Source organism: Legionella sp. PATHC039 (assembly GCF_026191275.1).
Classification (GTDB): domain Bacteria; phylum Pseudomonadota; class Gammaproteobacteria; order Legionellales; family Legionellaceae; genus Legionella; species Legionella pneumophila.
The window spans coordinates 3,008,478-3,031,284 of sequence record NZ_JAPHOP010000001.1 but is presented as its reverse complement, the minus strand read 5'-3'; the positions used below and the strand labels follow the sequence as shown (position 1 = coordinate 3,031,284).

The following is a 22,807-nucleotide window of genomic DNA, read 5'->3' as shown; positions in this document are numbered from 1 at the left end:
CTAAGCTATAAATTTTCAAAAACTGCAAATTAAGTAAAACTTCATAACTTAGCACTCTCTTCATGATGTTTCAATTTTGGTCATTATTTCAGCGATCCTTGGCATATTTATAAATCGCTAAACCTCTTATATAAAAGTTTTTTACGGTTTATAAGCACACACCGAATCTGAACAAATACTGACCAAAACTAATACTTGATCAACTAATATTATACATTATTTGTAGGGTTCTATAGAAGCCAATTGCCGCTTAACAGACATCAAGGCTCCAAGCCACCCGAGTATAATAGCAAATAACACAAGTAGCAAGATTTGCCGCAGTGACAAACAAGCTAAAGGATAGTGCATTTGATAGACATTAGCCAGCTGATTCACTGCGACGCCCAGGGTTAGAATAAAAATATTAACCAGAAAGATGGCTAAAAGCGCGCCAGCTGCCCCATACCAAACTCCAGAATATAAAAAAGGACGAATAATGTAAGGATCTGTTGCGCCAATCAGTTTTAAAATTTTAATTTCTTCTTGTCTATTATGAATGTCTAGACGTAAGGTATTGCCAATAATAAATACTACAGCCAAAGCTAATAAGGCCATTAAAGCATTTGCTGCCTTGCCAGAAAAACCCAAGATAGCGTGCAATCGATTAATCCACTCCATATCCAGTTTCGCCAACGCGACTTGTGGAAAAGCCTGAAGCTTTCGAGATAATAAATCTAATTTTGCAGGAGAATCTATAACTAATGCAGGAACTACTTCAATAACTGCGGGCAAAGGATTTTCAGGAAGATACCGCATAATGTCTTGCATGCCTTCTTGTTGAGTTAACTCAGATAATCCATCTGCTGCAGATTTGATATTTGCTTGACCAACTCCTTCAGTAGTGCGTACTTTTTCAAGTAACGATGTTTGCTCCGCTTCCGACAATGAAGGTTTCAAAAACAGGGAAATGTGCCCCCCTCGCTGCCAACGATTGGTTAGTTCACTTAAATTGTCAGTGAATACCCAAAAAAGTGTAGGTAACGCCAAAGCGATAGCAATAACAATGACGGTCATCATGGTTGCTATCGGTTTGCGGCAGAAAAGATTCAAGCTATTGGCCGCGGCTTGCAAATGATAGGCAAGAAGAGATTGTGATCGTTTTAACACAGCCTTCCTCCTTTCAGCATGACGATGCGATGTTTCATTCCGGCTATTAAAGCCAAATCATGAGTTGCAATTAATATACTAACTCCAACCTGATTAAATTGTTCAAAAATCTTCATTATCTCAGAAGAAAGTTTTGGATCCAGGTTACCGGTAGGTTCATCTGCCAATAACAATGCAGGCTTATGAACTACAGCACGAGCAATACCGACTCGTTGCTGTTCACCAACAGACAGGTGAACTGGTAACATTTTCTCTTTACTCAACAATCCAACCATATCCAAAGCGGCATGCACCCTTTTGGCAATCATAGGATAAGCAACTCCTTGAATTTGCAAGGGCAAGGCAACATTATCAAAAACAGTTCTGTCATTCAGCAGCTGAGGTGATTGAAATGTAATGCCCAACTGACTGCGGTGAGCAGCAACATCTCGCTTTTTGAGATGATTTAATTTCAAACCATTGACTGTTAATTGACCAGACGTCGGCCATTCAAGAAGAGCGATCAACTTGAGCAAGGTGCTTTTGCCAGCGCCTGAATGGCCTGTAAGAAAGGCCATTTCTCCCTTTTGCAAAGAAAAATTAACTTGGCTTAATGCCTCGAAGCCGCCCGGATAACGTTTACTAACCTGGTCAAATGTGATCATCATCGAATATTGCACTAACAAATTGCGCTGCGTCAAAGGGCCTCAAATCCTCAATGCCCTCCCCCACCCCTAAATAACGAAATGGTATACCCAAATCATTCGCTATAGCAAATAATATCCCGCCTTTGGCTGTTCCATCAAGCTTGGTCATAGTAATTCCAGTTAATTGTACTGCTTCATGAAACTGTTTTGCCTGAGCCAAGGCGTTCTGCCCAATACTCGCATCCAATACCAACATGGTTTCATGAGGTGCCTTGGGATCGAGTTTCTGCATGACTCTTTTCACTTTTTTCAACTCTTCCATTAAATTGCTTTGAGTATGCAAACGCCCAGCTGTATCAGCGATTAAAACATCTATTTTTCTCGCTTTGGCAGCCTGAAGAGCATCAAAAATTACTGAGGCACTATCAGCGCCGGTATGCTGGGCAATAACAGGTATGCCATTTCTTTCGCCCCATACATGCAATTGCTCCACCGCGGCAGCCCGAAACGTATCGCCCGCAGCTAACATGACTTTTTTTCCCTGCTTCTGGAATTGTTTGGCTAGTTTACCAATCGTGGTTGTTTTACCGGCACCATTGACACCAACCATTAATATGACAAAGGGAGAACCGTCTTCAGTTTCTATGGAAAGCGGTTTCTCTTCCTGGCTCAAAATCGTTTGCAAATTTGTCTTTAGAGTCTGATAAACTGCTTCACCATCAGACAGTTGCTTTCTTGCCAAGCCTTCACTTAGCTGTTTCAATACGTCTTGAGTGGTGTCCAAACCTAAATCAGCACTAATTAGTAAGGTCTCCAGCTCTTCGAGTAACTCCTGGCTGATTTCTTTTTTACCTAACAGCAGCCGACTTATGCCTTCCCCCAATTGATGACGGGTTTTGCTAAGGCCTTTCCTAAACCGGGCAAAAATACTTTCTTTGGGCGAAGGCTCTTTGGCAGTCAGTTCCTGGGGTTCTTCAAGCCTGGATTCCATGCTGCTTTCGGCATAATCTTGTTGCTCTTCGGCATCCAAATTTGGTTCGGAATTTTGATTTCGTTTAAACCATTTAATCATTTTAGTGTACAATTCCTTAAAAATATGAAATTCTATCATCTTTTTAGCTTTGAGGTGACATTGTGCACAAATTACTCATTTCTCTTATGATGCTACTCTCATTTCAGGCTTTTAGCCAAGTCCAGGAGTATACGTTAAACAATGGTTTAAAAGTACTGGTAAAAGAAGATCATCGAGCTCCAGTCGTAGTATCCATGATTTGGTATAACGTGGGTTCAGCAGATGAGCCTATAGGCATCACTGGTGTTTCTCATGCCATAGAGCACATGATGTTTAAAGGAACTTCCAAATACCCGGTAGGGGTATTTTCCAAAACAATTGCTGCATTGGGAGGTCAGGAAAATGCTTTTACAAACAATGATTATACCGCCTACTATGAAAAATTAGATGCTGATCATCTGGCTACAAGCTTCGAATTAGAAGCCGATCGCATGAATAATTTACTGCTTAATAGCGAGGAATTCGCTAAAGAAATTAAAGTCATTCAAGAGGAAAGACGTTTACGTACTGACAATAACCCGCAGGCACTTGCTTTCGAACGTTTTCTGGCCACAGCGCATCTTACAGCACCATACAATCACCCGGTGATAGGATGGATGAATGATTTGAAACAAATGAAAGTAGAGGATTTAAAAAAATGGTATGAAAGTTATTACGCACCAAATAATGCCACCTTGGTAGTAGTAGGCGATGTGAATCCAGAGAAAGTACATGCCTTGGCTGAACGTTATTTCAGCTCAATAGCCAAACGTCCCATAGCGTCTCGTAAACCCCAGCAAGAACCCTCAGCGCTCGGGAAAAAAATGGTTTACATTAACGCGCCAGCGAAATTGCCATTACTGTTAATTGGCTATACTGTACCCAGTGTAAAAACTGCTAAAAATAACTGGGAACCTTACGCATTGGAGATTATAGCCGGGATACTTGATGCAGGGGAAAGTGCGCGCTTTGCCAAACACTTGGTGCGAGGCAATCAAGTAGCCACTGGTGCAGAGGCCTATTATAACCTCTATTCAAGGTACCAAAGCCAATTTATTGTCTTTGGGGCGCCTAGCCAAGATCATCGAATAAAAGATCTGGAAAAGGCATTGATTACGGAATTGGAAGCCTTAAAAAAAGCGCCTGTTAGCAATCAGGAATTGCAAAGGGTTAAAAATCAAATCATAGCACAAAAAACTTTTGAAAAAGATTCTATTTTTGGTCAGGCCATGGAACTGGGATTGTTAGAAACAATAGGTCTGGGTTGGAAAAATACGGAAACATACACCAAAGCCATCAATGAAATAACTCCCGAGCAAATTCAGCAAGTTGCGCAACGATATTTTCAAGAAAATAACATGACTGTTGCAGAATTAAAGCCAATCAGGCAAGAAGAGGTAAGACCATGAGTGTTATAAGAGCTTTTATCATTTCGTTTAGTGTAATTTTTTCTCACAATCTATTCGCCAATTCATTCAAAACTGAAAAATGGCAGACTAAAAATGGGGTGCGAGTTGTATTTTATCAAGCAATGGAAGTACCTATGCTTGATATTAGTTTGGCATTTGCTGCCGGCTCTGCCTATGACGGTAAGTATTTTGGTTTAAGCGCATTAACAACCAATTTGATTAATCAAGGCAATTCCGGTAAAGACGCAACGACTATTGCGGAAGCTTTAGCAGACACCGGAGCACAATTTAATGCCGAAACGAGTAGGGATATGGTTGTCCTTAGTCTAAGAACTCTTACTAGCAAAGAGGCTTTGCAGCAATCTACCAAAAACTTTAGCCAAATTATTAGTCATCCTGATTTTCCTAAAGAATCCTTCGCAAGAGAAAAAGATCAACTTCTCATGGCAGTTGAACAAACAGAAGAATCGCCAGATGATGTAGCCATCCAGAACTTTTTTAAAACCTTATATCAAGAGCATCCTTATGCCCATCCTGTGCATGGGACAGTTGAGTCACTAAATGCCATTAAAGAAAATCAAGTCATTGATTTTTATAAAAAATATTTTGTTGCTAAAAATGGTATATTAGTTATGGTTGGTGCTATTGACAGTTCTCAAGCTCATCAATTGGCAGAACAGTTGACCCAGGATCTACCTGCAGGAGAGCCAGCACCAACAATTCCCAAGGCCTCTCAGCTGGCCGATGCGGAAAAAATTAATGTACCGTTTCCTTCCTCACAAACAGTAGTTCGCTTGGGACAGATAGGAATAGATCATCATAATCAAAATTATTTCCCTTTAATGGTTGGGAATTATATTTTAGGTGGAGGAACATTAGTTTCCAGGCTAGGTACTGAAGTACGAGAAAAAAGAGGTTTAACTTACGGAATCGATAGTCAATTTGTCCCTATGCTAGGTGAAGGACCGTTTATCATTAGTTTATCAACCAAAAACTCCGAGGCCAGAAACGCACTGCACATTACCCAGGATACCCTGATAAAATTTATCAAAAATGGGCCTAATAAGGAGGAGCTGACTTCAGCGAAACAATATCTGACAGGCAGTTTTCCTCTCTCGCTAGGGAGCAATACCAACATTGCAAACCTGTTATTAAGAATGGCGTTCTACCATTTACCTGATAATTATTTGGATACCTATGTCGCTAAAATCAACGCGGTAACCGATGCTGAAATCAGGCAAGCATTCCAGCAACAGGTGAACCCTGAAAAATTACTCCTGGTAACGGTTGGACAATCTTGAAACAGGTAATACGGATTATCGGAGGATTATATCGGGGGAAAAAAATACATTTCCCCGATGTAGATGGCCTGAGACCAACACCAGACAGAGTTCGGGAAACACTTTTTAATTGGCTAATGAATGATATTAGAAATGCCCGCTGTCTGGATGCTTTTGCAGGTAGTGGCGCGTTGGGATTTGAAGCCTATTCCAGAGGAGCGTCTCATGTCGTTTTTATCGAACAATCTAGCAAAGCTCATGCCAGTTTGCAAAATACCATTCGTCAATTTGATACCCCCAACTTGCAACTTATAAAAACTGATACATTAAATTATCTTAAACAAAGCACCGAGCAATTCGATCTGATTTTTTTAGATCCTCCCTACGCTCTCAACTATGTTCCTCAATGTCTTGATCATATCATAACAAATAACCTTCTTGTTAAAGGAGGTCTTATCTACATTGAATCATCATCTCCTATTGAAGTAAAAACTGAACTTTGGAAGCAATTGAAATTAAAACAAGCCGGTCAAGTCATTTATAGATTATTTGAAAAACTCTAACAAACAATGTCTTGACAACAAGCCCTCCTCCTGTTTCAATCAAACTAATATTTCCAAATGGTAAAGAACATTGAATGAACAACAATAAGATTGTCATAATGTTTATTTTTTCAGCGCTTCTTGCTGGTTGCGCTGGAACAATGAAATTTAAAAAACCACCCATGAATAATCCAAGTGATGATGCGACTATTAAATTAGCAGAAGCTGCCGTTTCAGTCAGTGACTCCATGCTTGAAATGGCAAAAGTTGAAAAAGTAATTACTCCACCAAGCAAAGACAATACCTTAACTATACCTAATGCTTATAATTTGCAAGCAAGAGCCAGTGTCGATTGGTCTGGTCCGATAGAAGAATTGACTGCACGTATCGCCAAAGCAGCACATTTCAGCTTTCGTGTTTTAGGTAAATCCCCTTCGGTTCCAGTTTTAATCAGCATCAGTACCAAAGATGAGAGTCTGGCCGAGATCCTTAGAGATATTGATTATCAAGCTGGGAAAAAAGCCAGTATTCATGTGTATCCTAACAGTCAGGTTGTAGAATTGCGCTATGCGAAAATTTATTCTTAGTTTATCTATTTTGCTATCAGCCCTCCTGGTAGCCTGTTCTTCTCGTAATCATTACGGGGATACTGGCTCATTGGCAGGCCTTCAAGCGATGGCTGATTCAAAATACACCCGAGCTCAAAAAAAACAAAAAATGGGTAAAATTCGCGAGATGGCCCTTAAGGAAACCGCTTTAAGTGTTGGCGCCCAGGCTGGGTTAGCCTGGAGAGCAAAAATAATTGACGAGCAATTAAACAAACAGGCAAGGAATCTTGATGCAATTTATGATTTTAATTCCCTGGTCTTAGAGCATAATATTTTACCTCCTGTATTGCTTGAGGGAAGGAATACTTTGAATCTTGCAGATGCTCAAAGTATCCGTATTTCAGATCGCACCTATAAAGTCGCAAAACAAGCTCATTTCATTACCACTCCACCTACCTGGCGGCAATATTTGTGGATGGATTATGTGAAACCTGAAGCTCCCAATGTCACTCTACTCCCCAAAACCAAGGCTGAAAAAGAAATATGGTGCATCTATACTGAAAGAGGGTGGAAAAATGGTATAGATCAGGCAAACACCATTTTGGAAGAAAATATTGCCCGCATTAAAGAAGATTTCGGCGGTATGATTCTTTATAGAAAATTACTGGCTATGAACATGGTATCTCCTCCTTATGTTTCTCATACTGACTTGGGGGTAACTGGGGATGGCTCAGAAATTCATATCGATGACAGGGTCTTACGCATCACCGCGTTACCTGAACTTAATGTCAATAGTGCGGAATGGAGAGCTGCGGTCGCCAAAGATGAAAATGCTCTCGAACGTTTCAAAAATATGGAAAAACTGGCAAATCAGGCTAAAATTGTTATAACGAACAAATCCTGGCAACCTATTATAGCACCAGTAAGTTAATGTCTATGGATAATATTAATTTAATGCCCGATGAGCCAACTCGTTTCACTCCTGTATTCATGGACAGAATGCTGGAGCATGCAGAAAGCCTGAATGCTTCAGATATAACAATCCAAACTGGCGAACCCATTTTTGCAGAGGTTTATGGAAGACTCCTTAAAATTACAAATCGACGTCTTTCCAATACAGAATTGGGTGACCTTATTAATTCCATTTATGGCCCGAATGCCACGACACAATTACTTTCCGGTAAAGATATAGATACTCATTATGAGTTTCGACCCAACCGTGGTGTACGCTATCGATATAGGGTTAACGCGACTGCCTGCCTTGTTGAAGGTCATGATGCCATTCAGATCACATTAAGAACTATTCCGACCACACCACCCAAACTCAGTACCATGAACCTCCCTGATAACATTATTGAAGCGATTGCTCCACAGGAAGGAATCGTGTTTATTACAGGCGCTACCGGTTCGGGCAAATCGACATTGTTGGCCTCCATTATTCGCGAGCTTATTGAAACATCAGACTCAAACCGCAAAGTATTAACTTACGAATCCCCAATAGAATTCGTCTATGATGAAATTGAAACAATTTCCGCTGTAGTAAGCCAATCAGAGATTCCAAGACACTTACCCAACTTTGCTGATGGAGTAAGAAACGCATTAAGACGAAAGCCGAGATTAATTATGGTGGGTGAATGTCGTGATGCAGAAACCATCAGCGCCGCTCTTGAAGCCGCTTTAACAGGACACCCTGTCTACACAACCCTGCATACTTCTGGTGTTGCAGAAACGATGCGACGTCTGGTCACATCTTTTAGCGGGGAAGAGCGTTTGGGAAGAACCATCGATATTCTTGAAACAATTAGGCTTTGCATTTGGCAAAAACTGGTCCCAACCGTTGATGAAAGACGTGTAGCCCTAAGGGAGTATCTGGTATTCGATGAAGAAGTGAGAGATATTCTATTAGAGGGAGACCCTAACGAAGTAACTTCTGCCACTCGTAAGTTAGTGAGGCAAAAAGGGCAGTTAATGACTTGGGACGCAAAAATGAAATTTGAACAGGGGATTATCAGTGAGCGAGTTTATAAATTAATCATTGCCGGGGCCAAAGAATATCAACAATAATCAAAATTAATCTGCTTGTACTTGCCATAGAAAAATCATTGATATACCACATATAAAACAATCAAGATCAAGGAATCGATTCATGATGTTTCACAGGAGATGCCTATACCATTTTTTTAATTTATTTATTTTGTTAATTTTAGGCTCTTCTCTCAATTGGGCTTCCGTCAATCAGCTCGGCACAGATTCGCCAACCCTCGACATTAAAATTTTAGGCATTAATGACTTTCATGGTCAAATAAGCAGTGGGAGAGCCGTAAAAAACGAACCTGTTGGCGGGGCAGCTGTCTTGGCCGCTTATCTTAAGGAAGCTCAATTGGGAATGGAAGATCGATCAATAATTACCATCATGGGTGATTTAGTTGGAGCCTCCCCCCCTTCTTCAGGACTGTTGAATGATGAGCCCAGTATTTTATTCATTAATAGCTTGGGAAATAATCAATGCAAGCCCGAATCAAGAATGAATCCTCTTTGCAACATCGTTGCCACGGTAGGAAACCATGAGTTTGACAAAGGTCAAAAGGCCATGTTTGATTTAATTTATGGTACCAATAATCCACCGACTGATTCATGGATCTCGTTACCTAGTTATCCTGGCTCATCTTATCCCTATGTTTCTGCGAATATCGTTGACGCCAAGTCAGAGCAACCTCTCTTCCCGCCCTACACAATTAAACGGATACATAATATTCCCATAGCATTTATTGGGGCTGTTTTAAAAGATGCGGCGGACTCCATGTTTCCTGCAAATGCAGAAGGAATTAAATTTTTAGATGAAGCAGACAGTATTAATCGTTACATCCCGGAAATTAAAGCGAAAGGAGTCAATGTTATTATTGTCCTGATTCATGAAGGTGGGAATCAAATTCCTTATGAGGGAGATACCCAAGCTACCTCAGCAGTTGAAGGTCATATTAAAGAAATAGTTTATTCCCTTGGTGATGAAATCGACGTTGTTATGGGTGGCCACACCCATCAATTTCTAAATGCTTTCCTTCGTAATCGCAATGGGCACGAGATCTTGGTCACACAAGCAAATAGTTACAGTGCTGCATTTGCTGAAGTTATCCTCCAAGTCGATACCAGAAATCATACAGTAAAAAACAAATCAGCCAAAATTATTACAACTTATGCTAATCGATGGCCAGGAACAAATCCGGATACACAAGCATTGGAAATTGTTAAATTAGCAGAAGATAAAATTGGGCCAATAATAAATAGCCATGTAGGCACCGCAGAATATGATCTGCTAAGGAAACAAAATGAAGATGGAGAGTCGAGTTTAGGAAATCTGATCGCTGATGCTTATAGAACTGTAATGAATACCGATCTGGGCATCACTAATCCCAATGGAATTCGCGATGATTTAAAAGCAGGGAAAGTTAACTGGGGAAATATCTATTCTATTTTACCCTTTTCCAACAGGATAGTCATAATTACCTTAACTGGAAATGACATTTATAACTTGTTAGAGCAACAATGGATGGGCTCTTATATCAATATGTTACAAATTTCCGGGTTTGCCTACACCTATGATTCACATCAACCTCTGGGACATAAAATAATTGAAATTAGACATCAAAATAAACCATTGCTTAGAGAAAAAATGTATACCATAGCCACTTCAGATTTTCTTGCCAGCGGGAATGGAGTTTTTTCAGTTATGAAAAGAGGAAAAATAATCCATATTGGTCAAAGTGATCATGACACGGTAATCGCTTATATTAAAAGTTTACCTCAACCCTTTCACGCGTCTATTGAGGCAAGGATAAAAGAATCAGAGACTGGATTAAAAACAGGAGTTGGATAGACTAAATTCATTTTACCGTCAGCCCCTGTTTTTATTATTTATTAATTAAGTTTTGCTATTATTCTATGCATTCTAATCCAGCACATAGTAGAGTTTGTTTTCGCTAAGTCCTCAAGTTCATTATGTAATTGTTTGATTTCCTCCCTTTTAGCTATACCAAGCTCTAAAAGCTGAGGGGTCAAATCATCAAGGGCCATTGAATAAATTAGTTTTTCTTTGTTCGTTCTGAGTAAGGGTTGAAATAAAGAACAATGCTCAATTTCAAAACCGCAGTATGAAAACTCTTGCTCTAATCGATGCGCTATCTGAAAATCTCGATTGTTTTTGCTAAAACATGACCTCGCCCATTGTGTAAACTGGTCATAGGAGGGTGAAGGAGGAGAGCAAAAGGTAGAATCAAATAAAGAGGGTTCTTCACATACGATGAAACCACCAGAATTAAGACAATTTTTCATTTGAAGAATGACAGAGCGCGCATCAGCCACATGATGTAAAACCATTCGACAATAAATCAAATCAAATTTTTCCCCAAGATCTGAAAGATGATTAACATCCCACACCTTAAATCGTATATTGCTATAAGTTCTGGTTCGTTGTTGAGTATGATCCAGTTGCTCCTGACTCAAATCTATAGTAAGCAAATTGCCCTCCCGGCCAATTAATTTGGCTAATTCGAGGGTCATATCACCAGAGCCACACCCTATTTCCAGAGCAGTCATTGCCGCTGAAGGCCCAACCTCAGAAAGTAAATCCAGGCTGCTCTTGGCATACAATTGATGTTGCAGAGAAAGACGCTCTCTCGCCTTTTCATTGGTATTTAGAATGTAAGTACTGGTCATAATATATCCTTATATTTGATAAAAAATAACTATTGTTCTTCAAAAAGGGTTACATGGCTTTCCCTTTGCCACAAAGGCTCACTTAAATATTGGCTTAAGTGTTTTGCCTGTAATTGGAACATCTGGTTTAAGTTTTCTTTAGTTGAGCTACCCATATGCGGTGATAAGACGACGTTATCAAGTTGCCTTAAAGCGAAAGGAACTTCCGGTTCATACTGGTATACGTCCAAAGCGGCACCAGCGATTGTATGGCGTTGCAAAGCATCAATCAGAGCGTTTTGATCCACAATGCTGCCTCGCGCAACATTAATCAAATATCCTTCTGCCCCTAAATTATCTAAAACCTGTTTGTTAATTAAATGTTGTGTTTCAACACCACCGGAACAACAAATGATTAAAAAATCACTAATAGATGCTAAATTTGCGGCTGTTGGACAATACAAATAAGGGCTATTTTTTTGACTTCGGGCCGTATAAGCAATTTTTAGCCCGAAAGGCTCTGCAAATTGCGCTATCTTTTCACCAATTTGACCGAATCCAACCAAGCCCAATTGCTTTCCCAATAAATGGTTGCCCAGAAAACGGGGCTTTTTCTCAACCCATTCATTATTTCGGGTATAGCGATCATTTAGAATCACCCTTCGCGACAGTGCTAACAATAAAGCGATAGCAAGTTCTGCTGTATCATGAACACCTGCATTAGGTTGTGAATGCAGAATAATATGATTTTGCTTTAAAAAATTAAGATCAATATTGTCCGTTCCTATTCCCAGGTGACTAATAATTTTTAAGTTAGGAAATTGCATTAAAAACGAATGGTCAATCTGATCCCATACCGTTGTGGCTAAAGCTACAACTCGGGATTGATCCACTCCTGAAGCCATTTTCCAACCATGAATAATGTTCCAATCAGGAATCAGCATGGGAATAATTGGCTCTAGAAATTGGTTGGTCAGGTAAACAGATGGCTTCATTAAAATGTCCTGTTTTTCAGAATAAAGACTCCGTGCGTTGTCCATGAACTATAAGCTATTTTCTGGTGATTTATAATATCGTTAACAATTCTTTCTCATCTTGCTGACATGCAAATAAAAACAAGCGGTAAAATGAGCGTTCGAAAGTAGAGATATATAGCGATTATTACAGTTATGATACTATATTCTTTTACTATTGCATTTCATTATTCCAAGGAGACGTTACCATAGAGAGGAATGCACAGCAATATTTTGAAAGCGCGAAGGAATTGTTCTTGCCAGTAATACCTGTCGAGGAATTTGATGGTTTTATACTTAAATTGGGCAAGAATAACTACCATTTTTGCAAGAATGAAACTCCTTTTAATAATAGCTGTAGTGCCAATATTGCTATTGATAAATATTGTACCTCTAAACTATTGGAAAAAGCTGGTATTCCTGTTCCCAAAGCCATTTCTTTAAACTGTAGTGAATTTCAACGGAATGTGCATAAAGATAAAATTGCACAATTAAACTTTCCCTTAGTCATTAAACCAATAGATGGTTCGCTGGGAATCGGCGTTTTATGTAATATAAAAACATGGGAAGAACTGGAAAGCCATTTAACAAAATATTTTTCCTCTTATCAGTGCCTAATAATAGAAGAATTCCACGGCAAACTGAATTCTTACCGTGTATTGGTTTTTAATAACCGTATCCTTGGTATAGTCCAACGTTATCCAGCCACTGTAACTGGCGATAGGGTACATCCCATACATGAGTTAATTAAACAGGAAAATTTAAACAGAAAAAGAATCAATGAAGCTTTAGGTGAAATTACTTTAGATGAGGAAACTCGGATTAAACTTCAAGAGCTGGGCATAACAGAAAATTACATCCCCTCCTTTGGAGAACAAATTGTTTTATGCTATACAAGCAATGCAACAAGAGGTGGATCCTATGTCACCATAAACAAGAAGATGTGCAAGCAAAATCGTAAATTATTGCTTCAAGCAGCCAAAATACTCGACTTGCAATTAGTTGGAATAGATGTGGAATGCTCAGATATTATCAATGTTCCTATAGAACAATCAAAAGGGGTCATACTGGAAGTTAACCACAAACCCAGTATCCGAATTCATGAGTTCCCAATGAAAGGAACCCCGCAAAAAGTCACAAAAAAAATTATGCGTAATTTCATCATCCGCCACCCGTTGTCTTACTTATATTCTATCTACAACAACCAACCGACCGCTTTTTATGCCCGCAGTTCTATTCTTATTATCATTATGGGATTAATTCTTTTAGCCGTGTGGTAATTCACCTCACCTAAAACTTATGTCATTTCCCAATCTTTACTTTCAATACCTGGCAGAGAGCTTATTTGATAATAAATTTATTTCTGAAATCACTTTGCTCAGGTAAATGTAGTTCACTTCATGATAAATTCTGATAATTCACTAACCTCGATGAAAGAAATTTGAGATTAAAGTACTTAATCGAACAATCTATTGAGCAGGCTCATTTTGCAAGTGCTCTTTTAAAGTTTATACTTAATAATAATGAGGTTAAATTATATTACGAGGTATTAAATGAATCCTGTATCGATTTTAGATGCCTCATTAAGAGATGGTGGACATAGAACTAATTTTCATTTTAAGGATGATGATTTAAAACAAATACTACTTCCTCTTGATAATTCGGGTATTGAATACATTGAAATTGGCTACCGTAATGGTTCACTTCACCCTATTGAAAATATAGGGAAAGCTGGAATGTGTCCCCAAGATTATCTCCTGTATTGCCAATCTCTAATAAAAAAAGCAAAAATTGCAGTGATGGTTCATCCTCATAATGTAAACGAACAGGATCTGTTCGAGCTAAAAAATTGCGGTGTGAAATTAATAAGAATATGTATAGCAAAAGGTGATCTTGTAAACGCTGTCCCTCTAATTAAACTGGCTAAGAATTTGAATTTTGAAACCTCAGTGAACATTATCCATATTTCTTATTATACGGAAAGCGAACTGGATAGTTTGATTGAGGAAGTAAGCAAACACCAACCGGATATGATCTATTTTGCTGATTCTAATGGAAGCTTATTTCCTGACAGGATAAATTGCCTGTATAAAAAATACACCCGTCAATATAAAGTTTCTTTTGGATTTCATGCTCATGATAACCTTGGATTGGCGCAAGCCAACGCTCTTGCGGCGGTAAACGCCGGGGTTCATTTTATTGATGCCTCACTGGCAGGAATGGGCAAGGGAACAGGTAACCTAAAAACTGAATTTTTTATCGCTTATTTACTTGCAAACAATATAAAAAAATATAATTTGGAAGATGTGTTGACAGCAGCTAATTATGTAAGAGATGCCTTGAAAATAGGACAAGAACCCATTGAAATGAGTGAATTCATAAGGGGAATTTCTGATCTGTCTACAGCAGACCTTAAAAGCTATAAACCAGGCAAGCTGTAGAAAATGCTTACATTTCCAATATAGGAGTATAAGACTGTGACACCTTGATTCCTCAATATTTGATGCTCCAGAAAGCAACGTACTTTCAAAATTAAGCTGGCAAAATCATAGTTCTTCCAGGAATAAGTAGAGAATACAATGGCAAAAAAAAGATTATTGATTATCGGCCCTGTTTCAACTCAATCCTCTAGTCTGAGGCACTTAAGCCAAAATTTATCTTTTCTTAATCCTTATTACTCCATTGAGTGTCTTGATCCTCTTGTCACGCTGCAAGAATGTTCCGATGAGGAATATTATGGAATTTGGCAAAATCAACTAAAGTCGCTCATCAAAATTTATGATGCATTTGTTGGCTTTTCTTTTGGTGGTGTTATTCTTCAACAATGTTTTTCCATATTGAGCGGAGAAAAAAAACAAATCATTCTTTTTTCCACACCAACATTTGCAGATTCCATCTTAAGAGAAAAACTTGAAACAGTCATCTCCCTCTGTTCTCAAAATAAGTTGGAAGAAGGATTGTCTTCGCTCTATCAAGCAGTTTACGCGCCTCATTCTATTCCTGATGCTTCACTGCAGTATTTAAATAGGAAACTTGCAATCAAGAGGCTTATTTTTGGCTTAACCAAAGTATTGAAAACAAATTGTGTTTCAATTTTAAATCATTGTAATGTGAATCACCTGCATTTAATAGGTGAAAAATCACAACTGGTTAATACCAATAACGTGATAAAACCATCATGTGGCCAATTGATTGTAGTCCCCCAAGCAAGTATGCGAGTTCTGGAAAGCAACCCCACTTTTTGCAAAGAAATTATATTTAAGGCCCTGAATCATGAAATCCACTGATCCTATAAAAATTGCTGTATTACCAGGTGACGGGATTGGGATTGAAGTGACTGAGGCTACGCTTCCTGTTTTTGAAGTCCTTGATGTCCCTGCAACCCTGAGTTATGGCGATATTGGCTGGGAATTTTGGAAAAAAGAAGGAACAGCAATCCCCTCCAGAACATGGCAATTGATAGCCGCCTCTGATACCGTTTTGCTAGGGGCGATTACCAGCAAGCCCCAACGTGAAGCCAAAAAGGAATTAAGCAAAGCGCTTAGAAAGAGCAACCCTTATTACGTATCTCCTGTCATTCAATTAAGACAAGGTTTGGATCTTTTTGCAAATGTTCGCCCCTGTTTTTCCATCGATGACCAATCAAAGCCGTTTAATTTTTGCATCATTAGGGAAAATAGCGAAGGATTATATTGCGGATTTGATTATTTTCCATTACCAAAAGCAATACATAATTTATTAGCAGAAAGCCAACATTGGCAAACGATTCCAGCTGATGAAGCAAGTTGTGCCTTAAGATTGCAATCAAAACCCGGCTTAACCCGTTTATTTGATTTTGCCTTTAATCATGCCATGCAAACTGGCATGCCTAGAGTAACTTTGGCAGATAAACCAAATGTGCTTAGAGAAAGTGGCGAATTTGCCAGGAAAATTTTTGAAAGCACAGCCCAAAAATACCCGAAAATCCAAGCGGACATACTCAATGTCGATGCCGTAGCATTATGGTTGCTAAAAAGTCCGGAAAGATTTGGAGTAATCGTCGCGGAGAATATGTTTGGTGATATTTTATCCGACATCGGAGCAGGCGTTATGGGAGGATTAGGACTTGCACCCAGTGCCAATATTGGTGATAAAGGGAGTTACTTTGAGCCAGTACATGGTAGCGGACCAAGAATGAAAAAAAATTGTGCCAATCCATCAGCTATGTTTTTAACAATTAGCATGCTGCTAAATCATTTTGGTTATCCTGAGCGGGCAAAAAAAATAGTCAATGCCGTGATGCAAATCATAAAGGAAAAGCGTTTTATTACTTATGATCTGGGTGGGCACTCCACTATGACCGATATGGCGAATGCAGTAATTGAACGTTGTGCGCGATTAGAAGCTTCTTGTTTATCAATAGATTTTAGTTCGGTCCCTAAAGAAAATTTAATTGAGTCAGATACTATGAGCAACTTGCTTCAGCAATTAAGGCACTGTAATTCTGCAGAAATTTCTGACGCCCTGGAAGCTTGTGGAATCGAAGGCGGATTATTGAATATCAAACCGTTATCACAGGGAATGAAAATGGCTGGGCCGGCTTATACTATCCAATATTTACCCAGAGAAAAAAAAGAAACAGCCTTCCATAATGCCGCAAACTATATTGACAAAGTTCCCAAACATTCGGTCATAGTCATTGACAACAACGGTCAAACTGATTGCACTGTTTGGGGTGACCTATTAACACATACCGCATTGAGAAATAACATCATGGGCACGGTTGTGCACGGGGCCGTGAGAGACGTCGAATCAATTCGCTCGACAAACTATCCTGTGTTTTGCACAGGAATTTATATGTGCTCTGGTAAGAATCGCGTTTACAAAGCGAATGAGCAATGCCCTTTATTCATTAATGGAGTTACAATAAATCCTGGCGACATTGTCTTTGCTGATGACAATGGAGTGTTGGTGATCCCAAATGAGCTTCTTCACGAGGTAGTGAATAAAGCAATTGCCATAAGATTAACTGAGGAACGCATTAAAGCAGCTGTAGCATCAGGTTCCACTCTTGAGCAAGCTCGAGAAGATTATTACTATGAGCAACCCTGGTTAGGTATTAATAAAAAGAGCGAGTAATAGTGTTTTTGCCTGAAAAACTCAAATTCATAGACATGCACTACCATGCAGCCCCTGATCTTTATATTCGTCGCAGAAACGCAATTGAAGCGGGAAGATTGTATCACTCTTTATGCGGTGCAGTTGTTTTAAAAAGTCATATTGGCAGTACTGGTATCCAGGCAACTATTGCCCAAGAAATGGGTTTGCCCGTTTTTCCTTCCGTTGTGTTAAATCATATCAATGGAGGAATAAATTATAGAGTAGTTATCCGTGCCTTGAGTGAATATCAACCTCTTTTTTCGGGTAAAATGATCGTTGATTTCCCAACCATCACCGGTCGTAAACTGCAATCAAAACTAACTAGGGAATTAACTCACAATAATTTAAAACAATATACTCGACAGAAAGAAACACTATTTGGATCAAAACAACAACTACGCAAAGAAGTGATAGATATTTTAAAAATGGCCCGGGATTACCCCATTGTTTTAACATCAGGTCTTGCCTCGAGAGAGGAGGTTTATAAGCTAATTGATGCCTGCAATCAATATAATGTTCCTTCATTATTGTTAAGCCAACCGTCTAATCCTTTAATCGGCTTAAAATTTACTGAACTCAATGAATTGATTAAAAATGAGTGGTTATGGTTCGAACAAACCGCCTTAACTTTTATCCTTGAGCACCAGGATAAACAAGATTTTTCACAAGTATTAACTCATATCCCTCGAGTCATTTACAGCTCGGATTTGGGACAACCCAGCCAAATGGATATTCCAGAGTGGCTGCATTTCTCAAAAAGAATATTTAATGAATTGGGTTTATCAGCAAAACGAATGGAAGAGCTATTTCTCTCCAATGCCATCACATTACTCGGCTTATAAAGTCCCAATAGATCCTTGCATAACCTGTCCCTTTCATTTTATTGCAGTTAATCTCTGCCCCTCAAAGGCTTTGCAGCTTGCCCTAAAACGAAAAAGTCAGGTTATGCAAAGGTCTAATATCAATAAATCATGCAAATAGCTCTTGCAAAAACAATTGAGTGCTTTGCCAGGAACGTTGATCCGCTAATTGATTGTAATGTAGTCCCATTTCATCATCATTCGCATTAGGGTCAGTAAACGAATGAGCTGTTTGGCCATAAACATGAACTTGCCAGTCCACTTTCCTTTCTGTCATTTCAATAGAGAATTGATTAACTTGCTCGATTGGTACTAAAGGGTCATCATAACCATGCAATATCAATACTTTCGCATGCAATGGCTTATTACTCTCGCCCTCCAAAGGTAATAATACCCCGTGAAAACTGACAACTCCTCTAAGCGGTGCACCGGAACGTATCAAATCCAATACGCACAACCCACCGAAACAATAGCCAATAGCAGCCACTTTATCACTATCCACCTCAGGCAACTGAACCACTTTGCTGAAGGCCGCATTAATACGAGTGATTAACTTTCCTCTATTTTCTCTGAAAGGAGTCATTAAAGCTCTTTTCTCTACATTATCCTTGCCTAGCTTGGCATTTCCATACATGTCTATAGCGAATCCAATATACCCCATGCCAGCAAGATGAATCGCTTTGTTGCAAGCTCCCTCTCCACGCCCTCCCCAATCATGAGCAACCATAACGCAAGGTAACGGTTTTGAGACACTGGAATGATAGGCAATAAAACCCTTGCACACAGTATCACCGTCCTCGTATTCGACTTCCTTAGTCACTAACATAGTAATCCTCGTTTTTAAAGGCCTTCCAAACAGTATTTATAACTAACTGTCAAAGTCTTAATAAAATGAACTGCCCATAAATAATAAGAAAGGCTGCTTTGAGCCCTTCTTATCGTATTTTTTAGAATGTTATTCGGGAGGCGGTGTACTGGTTGGGGTACCACTATCTGTACCGCCCAGTTGTTGACCTGTATCCGGTTTGGAGCTTGGCCCAGTCTGGCTGCCACTGTTTTTACCTTTCCCTGAAACATCACCCGCATTTTCTGAAATCTTTTTAGCCTGGGGTCCCAATTTGCCAAGCATTTCTTGACCTTTAGCTCCCAATTTGTCTCCAATAGCTTTCTCAGCGCCATAAGTGGCTTCACCTGCTTTCTCTACTTTACCCTTGGCTTCTTCACCCCATTGCGTGGTTTCCTGACCAAAAGATTCAGGATTGCCTCCTATCCATCTCAGCACTTTATCTGGCAGGTGAGCTATTAGCGTGAAGGCTTTTTGCACGATAATTAAATACATGGTGGTATAAATTAAGATGGAGAAGAAGAAAGCATACACTCCTGCCCAGCCCGTATAACCACCCTCTAATGCAGTTGACTGATAATCACCGCTCAATTTGGATCCGAAATTATCCCATTGCGATGTATCCTTCTTTGCCCCAGTCCAGTTTCCAGCACTCTGGAAAAACCTCCCCGCATCATTCGAACTGGTGCCTTTTTCCCATGTTTCTATTCCTTGATCCGATTGGATATAGGAAATAGCATGATCAAATCCGGCATTCAAAATCCAGACACCAACATACGACAAGGCAATCGCTGTGATATATCCTATTATCATCAGAGATGGTCGTAAAAAGACATTAACCAAAATCATAATGGCAAATTCGCCTTTACCAAAAGCCTCATTACCTTCCGGATGCGTAACACCCAAAGCGACAATTGGGGCAGCAACCATGGCTTCGATAACGGCTATCAGCCAGGCAAATGATCCAAAAGTAAAAATCATATAAGGTAAAACGGGTATATAATATGCTGTAACAAATCCTATGGATACCATGGTTCCTATCCATGCCATCAACAAGGGCATAGCCATCATAATCAAGGCAAAGATAAAGATACCAAAAAGTGGGATTAGCGAACTGACCACGGCCATATTTAACAGTGTTAACCACAAAGTACCAGAAAAATTAATATACATCGTCCCCATATTAGCCAATGCGACTATGGGGTTTACTCCAGGTTGCGAGAGAGTTTGAACTCCCACTATGAAAATATCTTTCATGCCTTGTAAAGGAATCATTAAAAAGGCCATGACTATGGAATTAATCATTTCCCCGAATATAGCTAGAAAGAAATTGTACACGTACCTGAAAACATAGTTATAAAATAAATCACCCATCATGCGGCCAAGGCAAAAAGAGAAGAACAAAATCTTCACTCTGCCGCAATCAAAATCCTGGTGCTTCATGTAATAAAGCGAGGTATCTACTTTAAAATTAATAAGATTGGCAAAAGTTAACGGTTTTATTCCCGGCTGGCCTGGCAATTGGACCATCATGGAATTGTTGATAAACCCATAGACTGTTGAAGACAATGGCCCTTCAACATAAGCACGTTTAGGGTCAGGACTTAGATCAGGTTGCTTGACCCCATCCTGACTCAAGGCCGGTGCCCCATTGATTAATGACTGGACTTGAACCAGCTTATCGCTCTTGTTTTGAAACCAGTTGCACAATAAAGCATACGTGCCCTGACACGTTTTCCCAAATGGCTTGGTGAGTTGTGCTAGATCAAAATTACTATTATCAAGGCCTGTGTCACTATCAAAATCACTCTCGTCTTTTACTGCACTTCCATTGAGTTTCACCAAATCAAAAAAATAAGAGCCAGCCATGATCCATCCTTTGATATTGGCTTCTTGGATAAAATCACGGGATTTGTCATCATATTCAGCAGATTTAGATTGTTTTATCAGATTAATGGTTGGCGTCATAATACCATTGTAGTCATTAATTGCCCCTAAAAACTCAGTACCATTAAATAATACCCCCGTAGTAGATCCGGTAGAACTGGGTATCGATCCCCATGTTTGGCAAACTTGTTGATACTCAGTGCAGACCTGACCAGATGCCTTATAAGGCACTCCAAACTGCTGCTTGGCAATGGCTGAAAAATCATTTTTTGAGTTTCCGGTAGACGAAGTTGATGAAAAGGCCGGATCATTATTAACCATCACCTGTGCCACCGTAGATAAAGTCACATACATTTGCTGTATAGCAATCGCGCGAGACAATTGAGCTGTTTCCAACTGGGAAGAAGTAAGCTTTATGTTTTTCCCCATATCAGCCTTCAAATCAGAAATACTATTCCATGTTACTGTGCCGCAAATCCCATTTAAGAAATAAAATGGTGAGCTTTTATCGAAGTTTGGCATATCAAGGCTAAATGGTCCTTTAGACTTGTCATCACTTTGCCTCTTGACAAAATTCACTGTACTGATGAAGTCAGGAATCGCTGTACGGCAAAAAGTATTCATTTCAGGAGTAGGATTACCCCCACAAGGAGGGCTGTTACTTTGGCTCAGATAAAGATTCCTTTGCGTTTGTAATTGTTTTTGTAAACCCAACATGCAGACTTGACCTGCCAATATAGTAAATGCCCCTTTTGCTATACCTGTAGACTTCCCACCTTTATCTGTGAGGCTCTTGGTTGGGTCAGACTGAGCCTGTATTATCACACCACCCCGATTCAGATAACTCAGGGCAGCTTCCCATATTTTATCGGCTGCACCAACACCTTGCACAATAACCCACATAAAAAATATCTGCATCATACAATAACCAGATGCTTTAGGTATTAACAAAGCCAAACCGAAGGTGGAACGAAGAGGAATCCAGATTGAGGACCATTTTTGGCCAAGCATTTGCCCTTCATGGGCTGTGTTCATGGTGGAAACCATGAGGGTATACATAATGATGATTCCACCCAAAGCAAGGACAGCGGAGTTGAAGACACCAAACATGTTGCCCATAATCTGGCTTCCCGTTCCGTGCAGCACCCCATCGACTACACCAAACAGGTTACCTAAAAAAACGACGGACAAATCGCTTGCTGGAGGCGCGAAACTTAAGGAGCCACTTTCAGCGAGAGCAAGCGCAGGAAAAAAGCAAAGGAGAACCGTAATAGCTAATTTATTCATTCTTTCTCACCCAATAACCCTTGCCTGTACCATTCTTTAACGGTACATCCCAATTTACGTTGTTTAATCTGGTAGTACCAAAAATGATAACGAAAGGCTAGCACCAATGCGATCATAACCACAACCAAGCTTATTATTGTAGCTTTCCATGAACCATAAAACAGTTGATAACCCGTGTAAATGAGTAGCATAAACGCAGCGATAACCATAATCACACTTAGCCGGAACAAGGCTTTTTGTTTGATTATCAAGTCAGCCTCATTCAATTTTAGTTTTTTGACTGCTTCATCAAATGATTCTACATGGGTTGGTTCCTGTGGGACGAATAAACGCTTAACGCCATTGACCAAATATAAGGTGAATGACTTCATTCTGTCCCAATCGACCCATTTACGAACATTGATAATCCTTGTAATAACTCTTACGATCCTTGATCCCGATTTCTTTTTCATATTTTTTACTTTTTCACAATTTTAAGTAATG

Annotated in this window: 20 protein-coding genes; 12 read left to right on the top strand and 8 right to left on the bottom strand. The window is 39.5% G+C overall.

Features of this window, described 5'->3' with window-relative positions; translation table 11 throughout:
* Positions 1-216 precede the first annotated feature (216 nt).
* From ftsX to ftsY, 3 genes are read right to left on the bottom strand one after another with little or no spacing between them, the layout of a single operon-like run.
* Positions 217-1,146, bottom strand: a complete 930-nt coding sequence (gene ftsX, locus OQI99_RS13810; protein WP_265732178.1) for a permease-like cell division protein FtsX — start codon at positions 1,144-1,146, stop codon at positions 217-219.
* Positions 1,140-1,790: a cell division ATP-binding protein FtsE gene (ftsE, locus tag OQI99_RS13805; RefSeq protein WP_027222817.1), complete on the bottom strand. Its 651-nt coding sequence runs from the start codon at positions 1,788-1,790 to the stop codon at positions 1,140-1,142. Before ftsE ends, ftsX begins: the two co-directional genes overlap by 7 nt.
* Entirely contained in the window at positions 1,777-2,844 is a 1,068-nt protein-coding gene (ftsY, locus tag OQI99_RS13800) for a signal recognition particle-docking protein FtsY (RefSeq protein WP_265732177.1), read from the bottom strand. Before ftsY ends, ftsE begins: the two co-directional genes overlap by 14 nt.
* A 62-nt stretch (positions 2,845-2,906) precedes the next feature.
* Here ftsY and OQI99_RS13795 point away from each other — a divergent pair, with 62 nt between their 5' ends.
* The 7 genes from OQI99_RS13795 (at position 2,907) to OQI99_RS13765 (ending at position 10,476) form a co-directional block, all read left to right on the top strand.
* Positions 2,907-4,232, top strand: a complete 1,326-nt coding sequence (locus OQI99_RS13795) for a M16 family metallopeptidase (protein WP_265732176.1) — start codon at positions 2,907-2,909, stop codon at positions 4,230-4,232.
* Positions 4,229-5,533: a M16 family metallopeptidase gene (locus OQI99_RS13790; RefSeq protein WP_265732175.1), complete on the top strand. Its 1,305-nt coding sequence runs from the start codon at positions 4,229-4,231 to the stop codon at positions 5,531-5,533. Before OQI99_RS13795 ends, OQI99_RS13790 begins: the two co-directional genes overlap by 4 nt.
* On the top strand, positions 5,530-6,075 hold the full coding sequence (rsmD, locus tag OQI99_RS13785) for a 16S rRNA (guanine(966)-N(2))-methyltransferase RsmD (protein ID WP_265732174.1): 546 nt from the start codon (positions 5,530-5,532) through the stop codon (positions 6,073-6,075). The genes OQI99_RS13790 and rsmD overlap by 4 nt, the downstream gene beginning before the upstream one ends.
* Positions 6,076-6,149: 74 nt before the next feature.
* Positions 6,150-6,641, top strand: a complete 492-nt coding sequence (gene dotD, locus OQI99_RS13780) for a type IVB secretion system lipoprotein DotD (RefSeq protein ID WP_265732173.1) — start codon at positions 6,150-6,152, stop codon at positions 6,639-6,641.
* Positions 6,622-7,533, top strand: coding sequence for a type IVB secretion system protein DotC (gene dotC / locus OQI99_RS13775; protein ID WP_010948375.1), 912 nt, complete (start codon positions 6,622-6,624; stop codon positions 7,531-7,533). The genes dotD and dotC overlap by 20 nt, the downstream gene beginning before the upstream one ends.
* Positions 7,533-8,666, top strand: a complete 1,134-nt coding sequence (gene dotB, locus OQI99_RS13770; RefSeq protein ID WP_011216546.1) for a Dot/Icm type IV secretion system ATPase DotB — start codon at positions 7,533-7,535, stop codon at positions 8,664-8,666. The genes dotC and dotB overlap by 1 nt, the downstream gene beginning before the upstream one ends.
* Before the next feature lie 82 nt (positions 8,667-8,748).
* The gene (locus OQI99_RS13765) at positions 8,749-10,476 is read left to right on the top strand and encodes a bifunctional metallophosphatase/5'-nucleotidase (RefSeq protein WP_265732172.1); all 1,728 of its coding nucleotides are present in this window, start codon (positions 8,749-8,751) and stop codon (positions 10,474-10,476) included.
* A 41-nt stretch (positions 10,477-10,517) separates the two neighbouring features.
* Here OQI99_RS13765 and OQI99_RS13760 read toward each other — a convergent pair whose 3' ends face one another.
* Together OQI99_RS13760 and OQI99_RS13755 are read right to left on the bottom strand one after the other, a co-directional pair.
* Positions 10,518-11,315 carry a class I SAM-dependent methyltransferase gene (locus OQI99_RS13760; protein WP_027220006.1) on the bottom strand — a complete coding sequence of 266 codons (798 nt, stop codon included), beginning with the start codon at positions 11,313-11,315 and terminating at the stop codon, positions 10,518-10,520.
* Between the two features lie 29 nt (positions 11,316-11,344).
* Positions 11,345-12,289 (bottom strand): NAD(P)-dependent oxidoreductase, encoded by a 945-nt coding sequence (locus OQI99_RS13755; RefSeq protein WP_322783723.1) that lies wholly within the window; start codon positions 12,287-12,289, stop codon positions 11,345-11,347.
* A gap of 275 nt (positions 12,290-12,564) precedes the next feature.
* Here OQI99_RS13755 and OQI99_RS13750 point away from each other — a divergent pair, with 275 nt between their 5' ends.
* From OQI99_RS13750 to OQI99_RS13730, 5 genes are all read left to right on the top strand, one after another.
* Entirely contained in the window at positions 12,565-13,587 is a 1,023-nt protein-coding gene (locus OQI99_RS13750; protein WP_265732170.1) for a UDP-N-acetylmuramyl peptide synthase, read from the top strand.
* Positions 13,588-13,860: 273 nt separating this feature from the next.
* Positions 13,861-14,748 (top strand): aldolase catalytic domain-containing protein, encoded by an 888-nt coding sequence (locus tag OQI99_RS13745; RefSeq protein WP_061513693.1) that lies wholly within the window; start codon positions 13,861-13,863, stop codon positions 14,746-14,748.
* A 138-nt stretch (positions 14,749-14,886) separates the two neighbouring features.
* Positions 14,887-15,594: a hypothetical protein gene (locus tag OQI99_RS13740; RefSeq protein WP_061513692.1), complete on the top strand. Its 708-nt coding sequence runs from the start codon at positions 14,887-14,889 to the stop codon at positions 15,592-15,594.
* Positions 15,581-17,425, top strand: a complete 1,845-nt coding sequence (locus tag OQI99_RS13735) for an isocitrate/isopropylmalate family dehydrogenase (protein ID WP_265732169.1) — start codon at positions 15,581-15,583, stop codon at positions 17,423-17,425. The genes OQI99_RS13740 and OQI99_RS13735 overlap by 14 nt, the downstream gene beginning before the upstream one ends.
* A gap of 2 nt (positions 17,426-17,427) precedes the next feature.
* Positions 17,428-18,288, top strand: a complete 861-nt coding sequence (locus OQI99_RS13730) for a DUF6282 family protein (RefSeq protein WP_061513690.1) — start codon at positions 17,428-17,430, stop codon at positions 18,286-18,288.
* A 127-nt stretch (positions 18,289-18,415) separates the two neighbouring features.
* Here the strand turns inward: OQI99_RS13730 and OQI99_RS13725 are convergent, their stop codons facing one another.
* The 3 genes from OQI99_RS13725 to icmV form a co-directional block, all read right to left on the bottom strand.
* On the bottom strand, positions 18,416-19,132 hold the full coding sequence (locus tag OQI99_RS13725; RefSeq protein WP_265732168.1) for a dienelactone hydrolase family protein: 717 nt from the start codon (positions 19,130-19,132) through the stop codon (positions 18,416-18,418).
* Positions 19,133-19,261: 129 nt separating this feature from the next.
* On the bottom strand, positions 19,262-22,324 hold the full coding sequence (gene dotA, locus OQI99_RS13720) for a type IVB secretion system protein DotA (RefSeq protein ID WP_061514496.1): 3,063 nt from the start codon (positions 22,322-22,324) through the stop codon (positions 19,262-19,264).
* Complete coding sequence (gene icmV, locus OQI99_RS13715; RefSeq protein ID WP_061514495.1) at positions 22,321-22,776, bottom strand: type IVB secretion system protein IcmV; 456 nt, start codon at positions 22,774-22,776, stop codon at positions 22,321-22,323. The genes dotA and icmV overlap by 4 nt, the downstream gene beginning before the upstream one ends.
* Between the last annotated feature and the right edge of the window lie 31 nt (positions 22,777-22,807).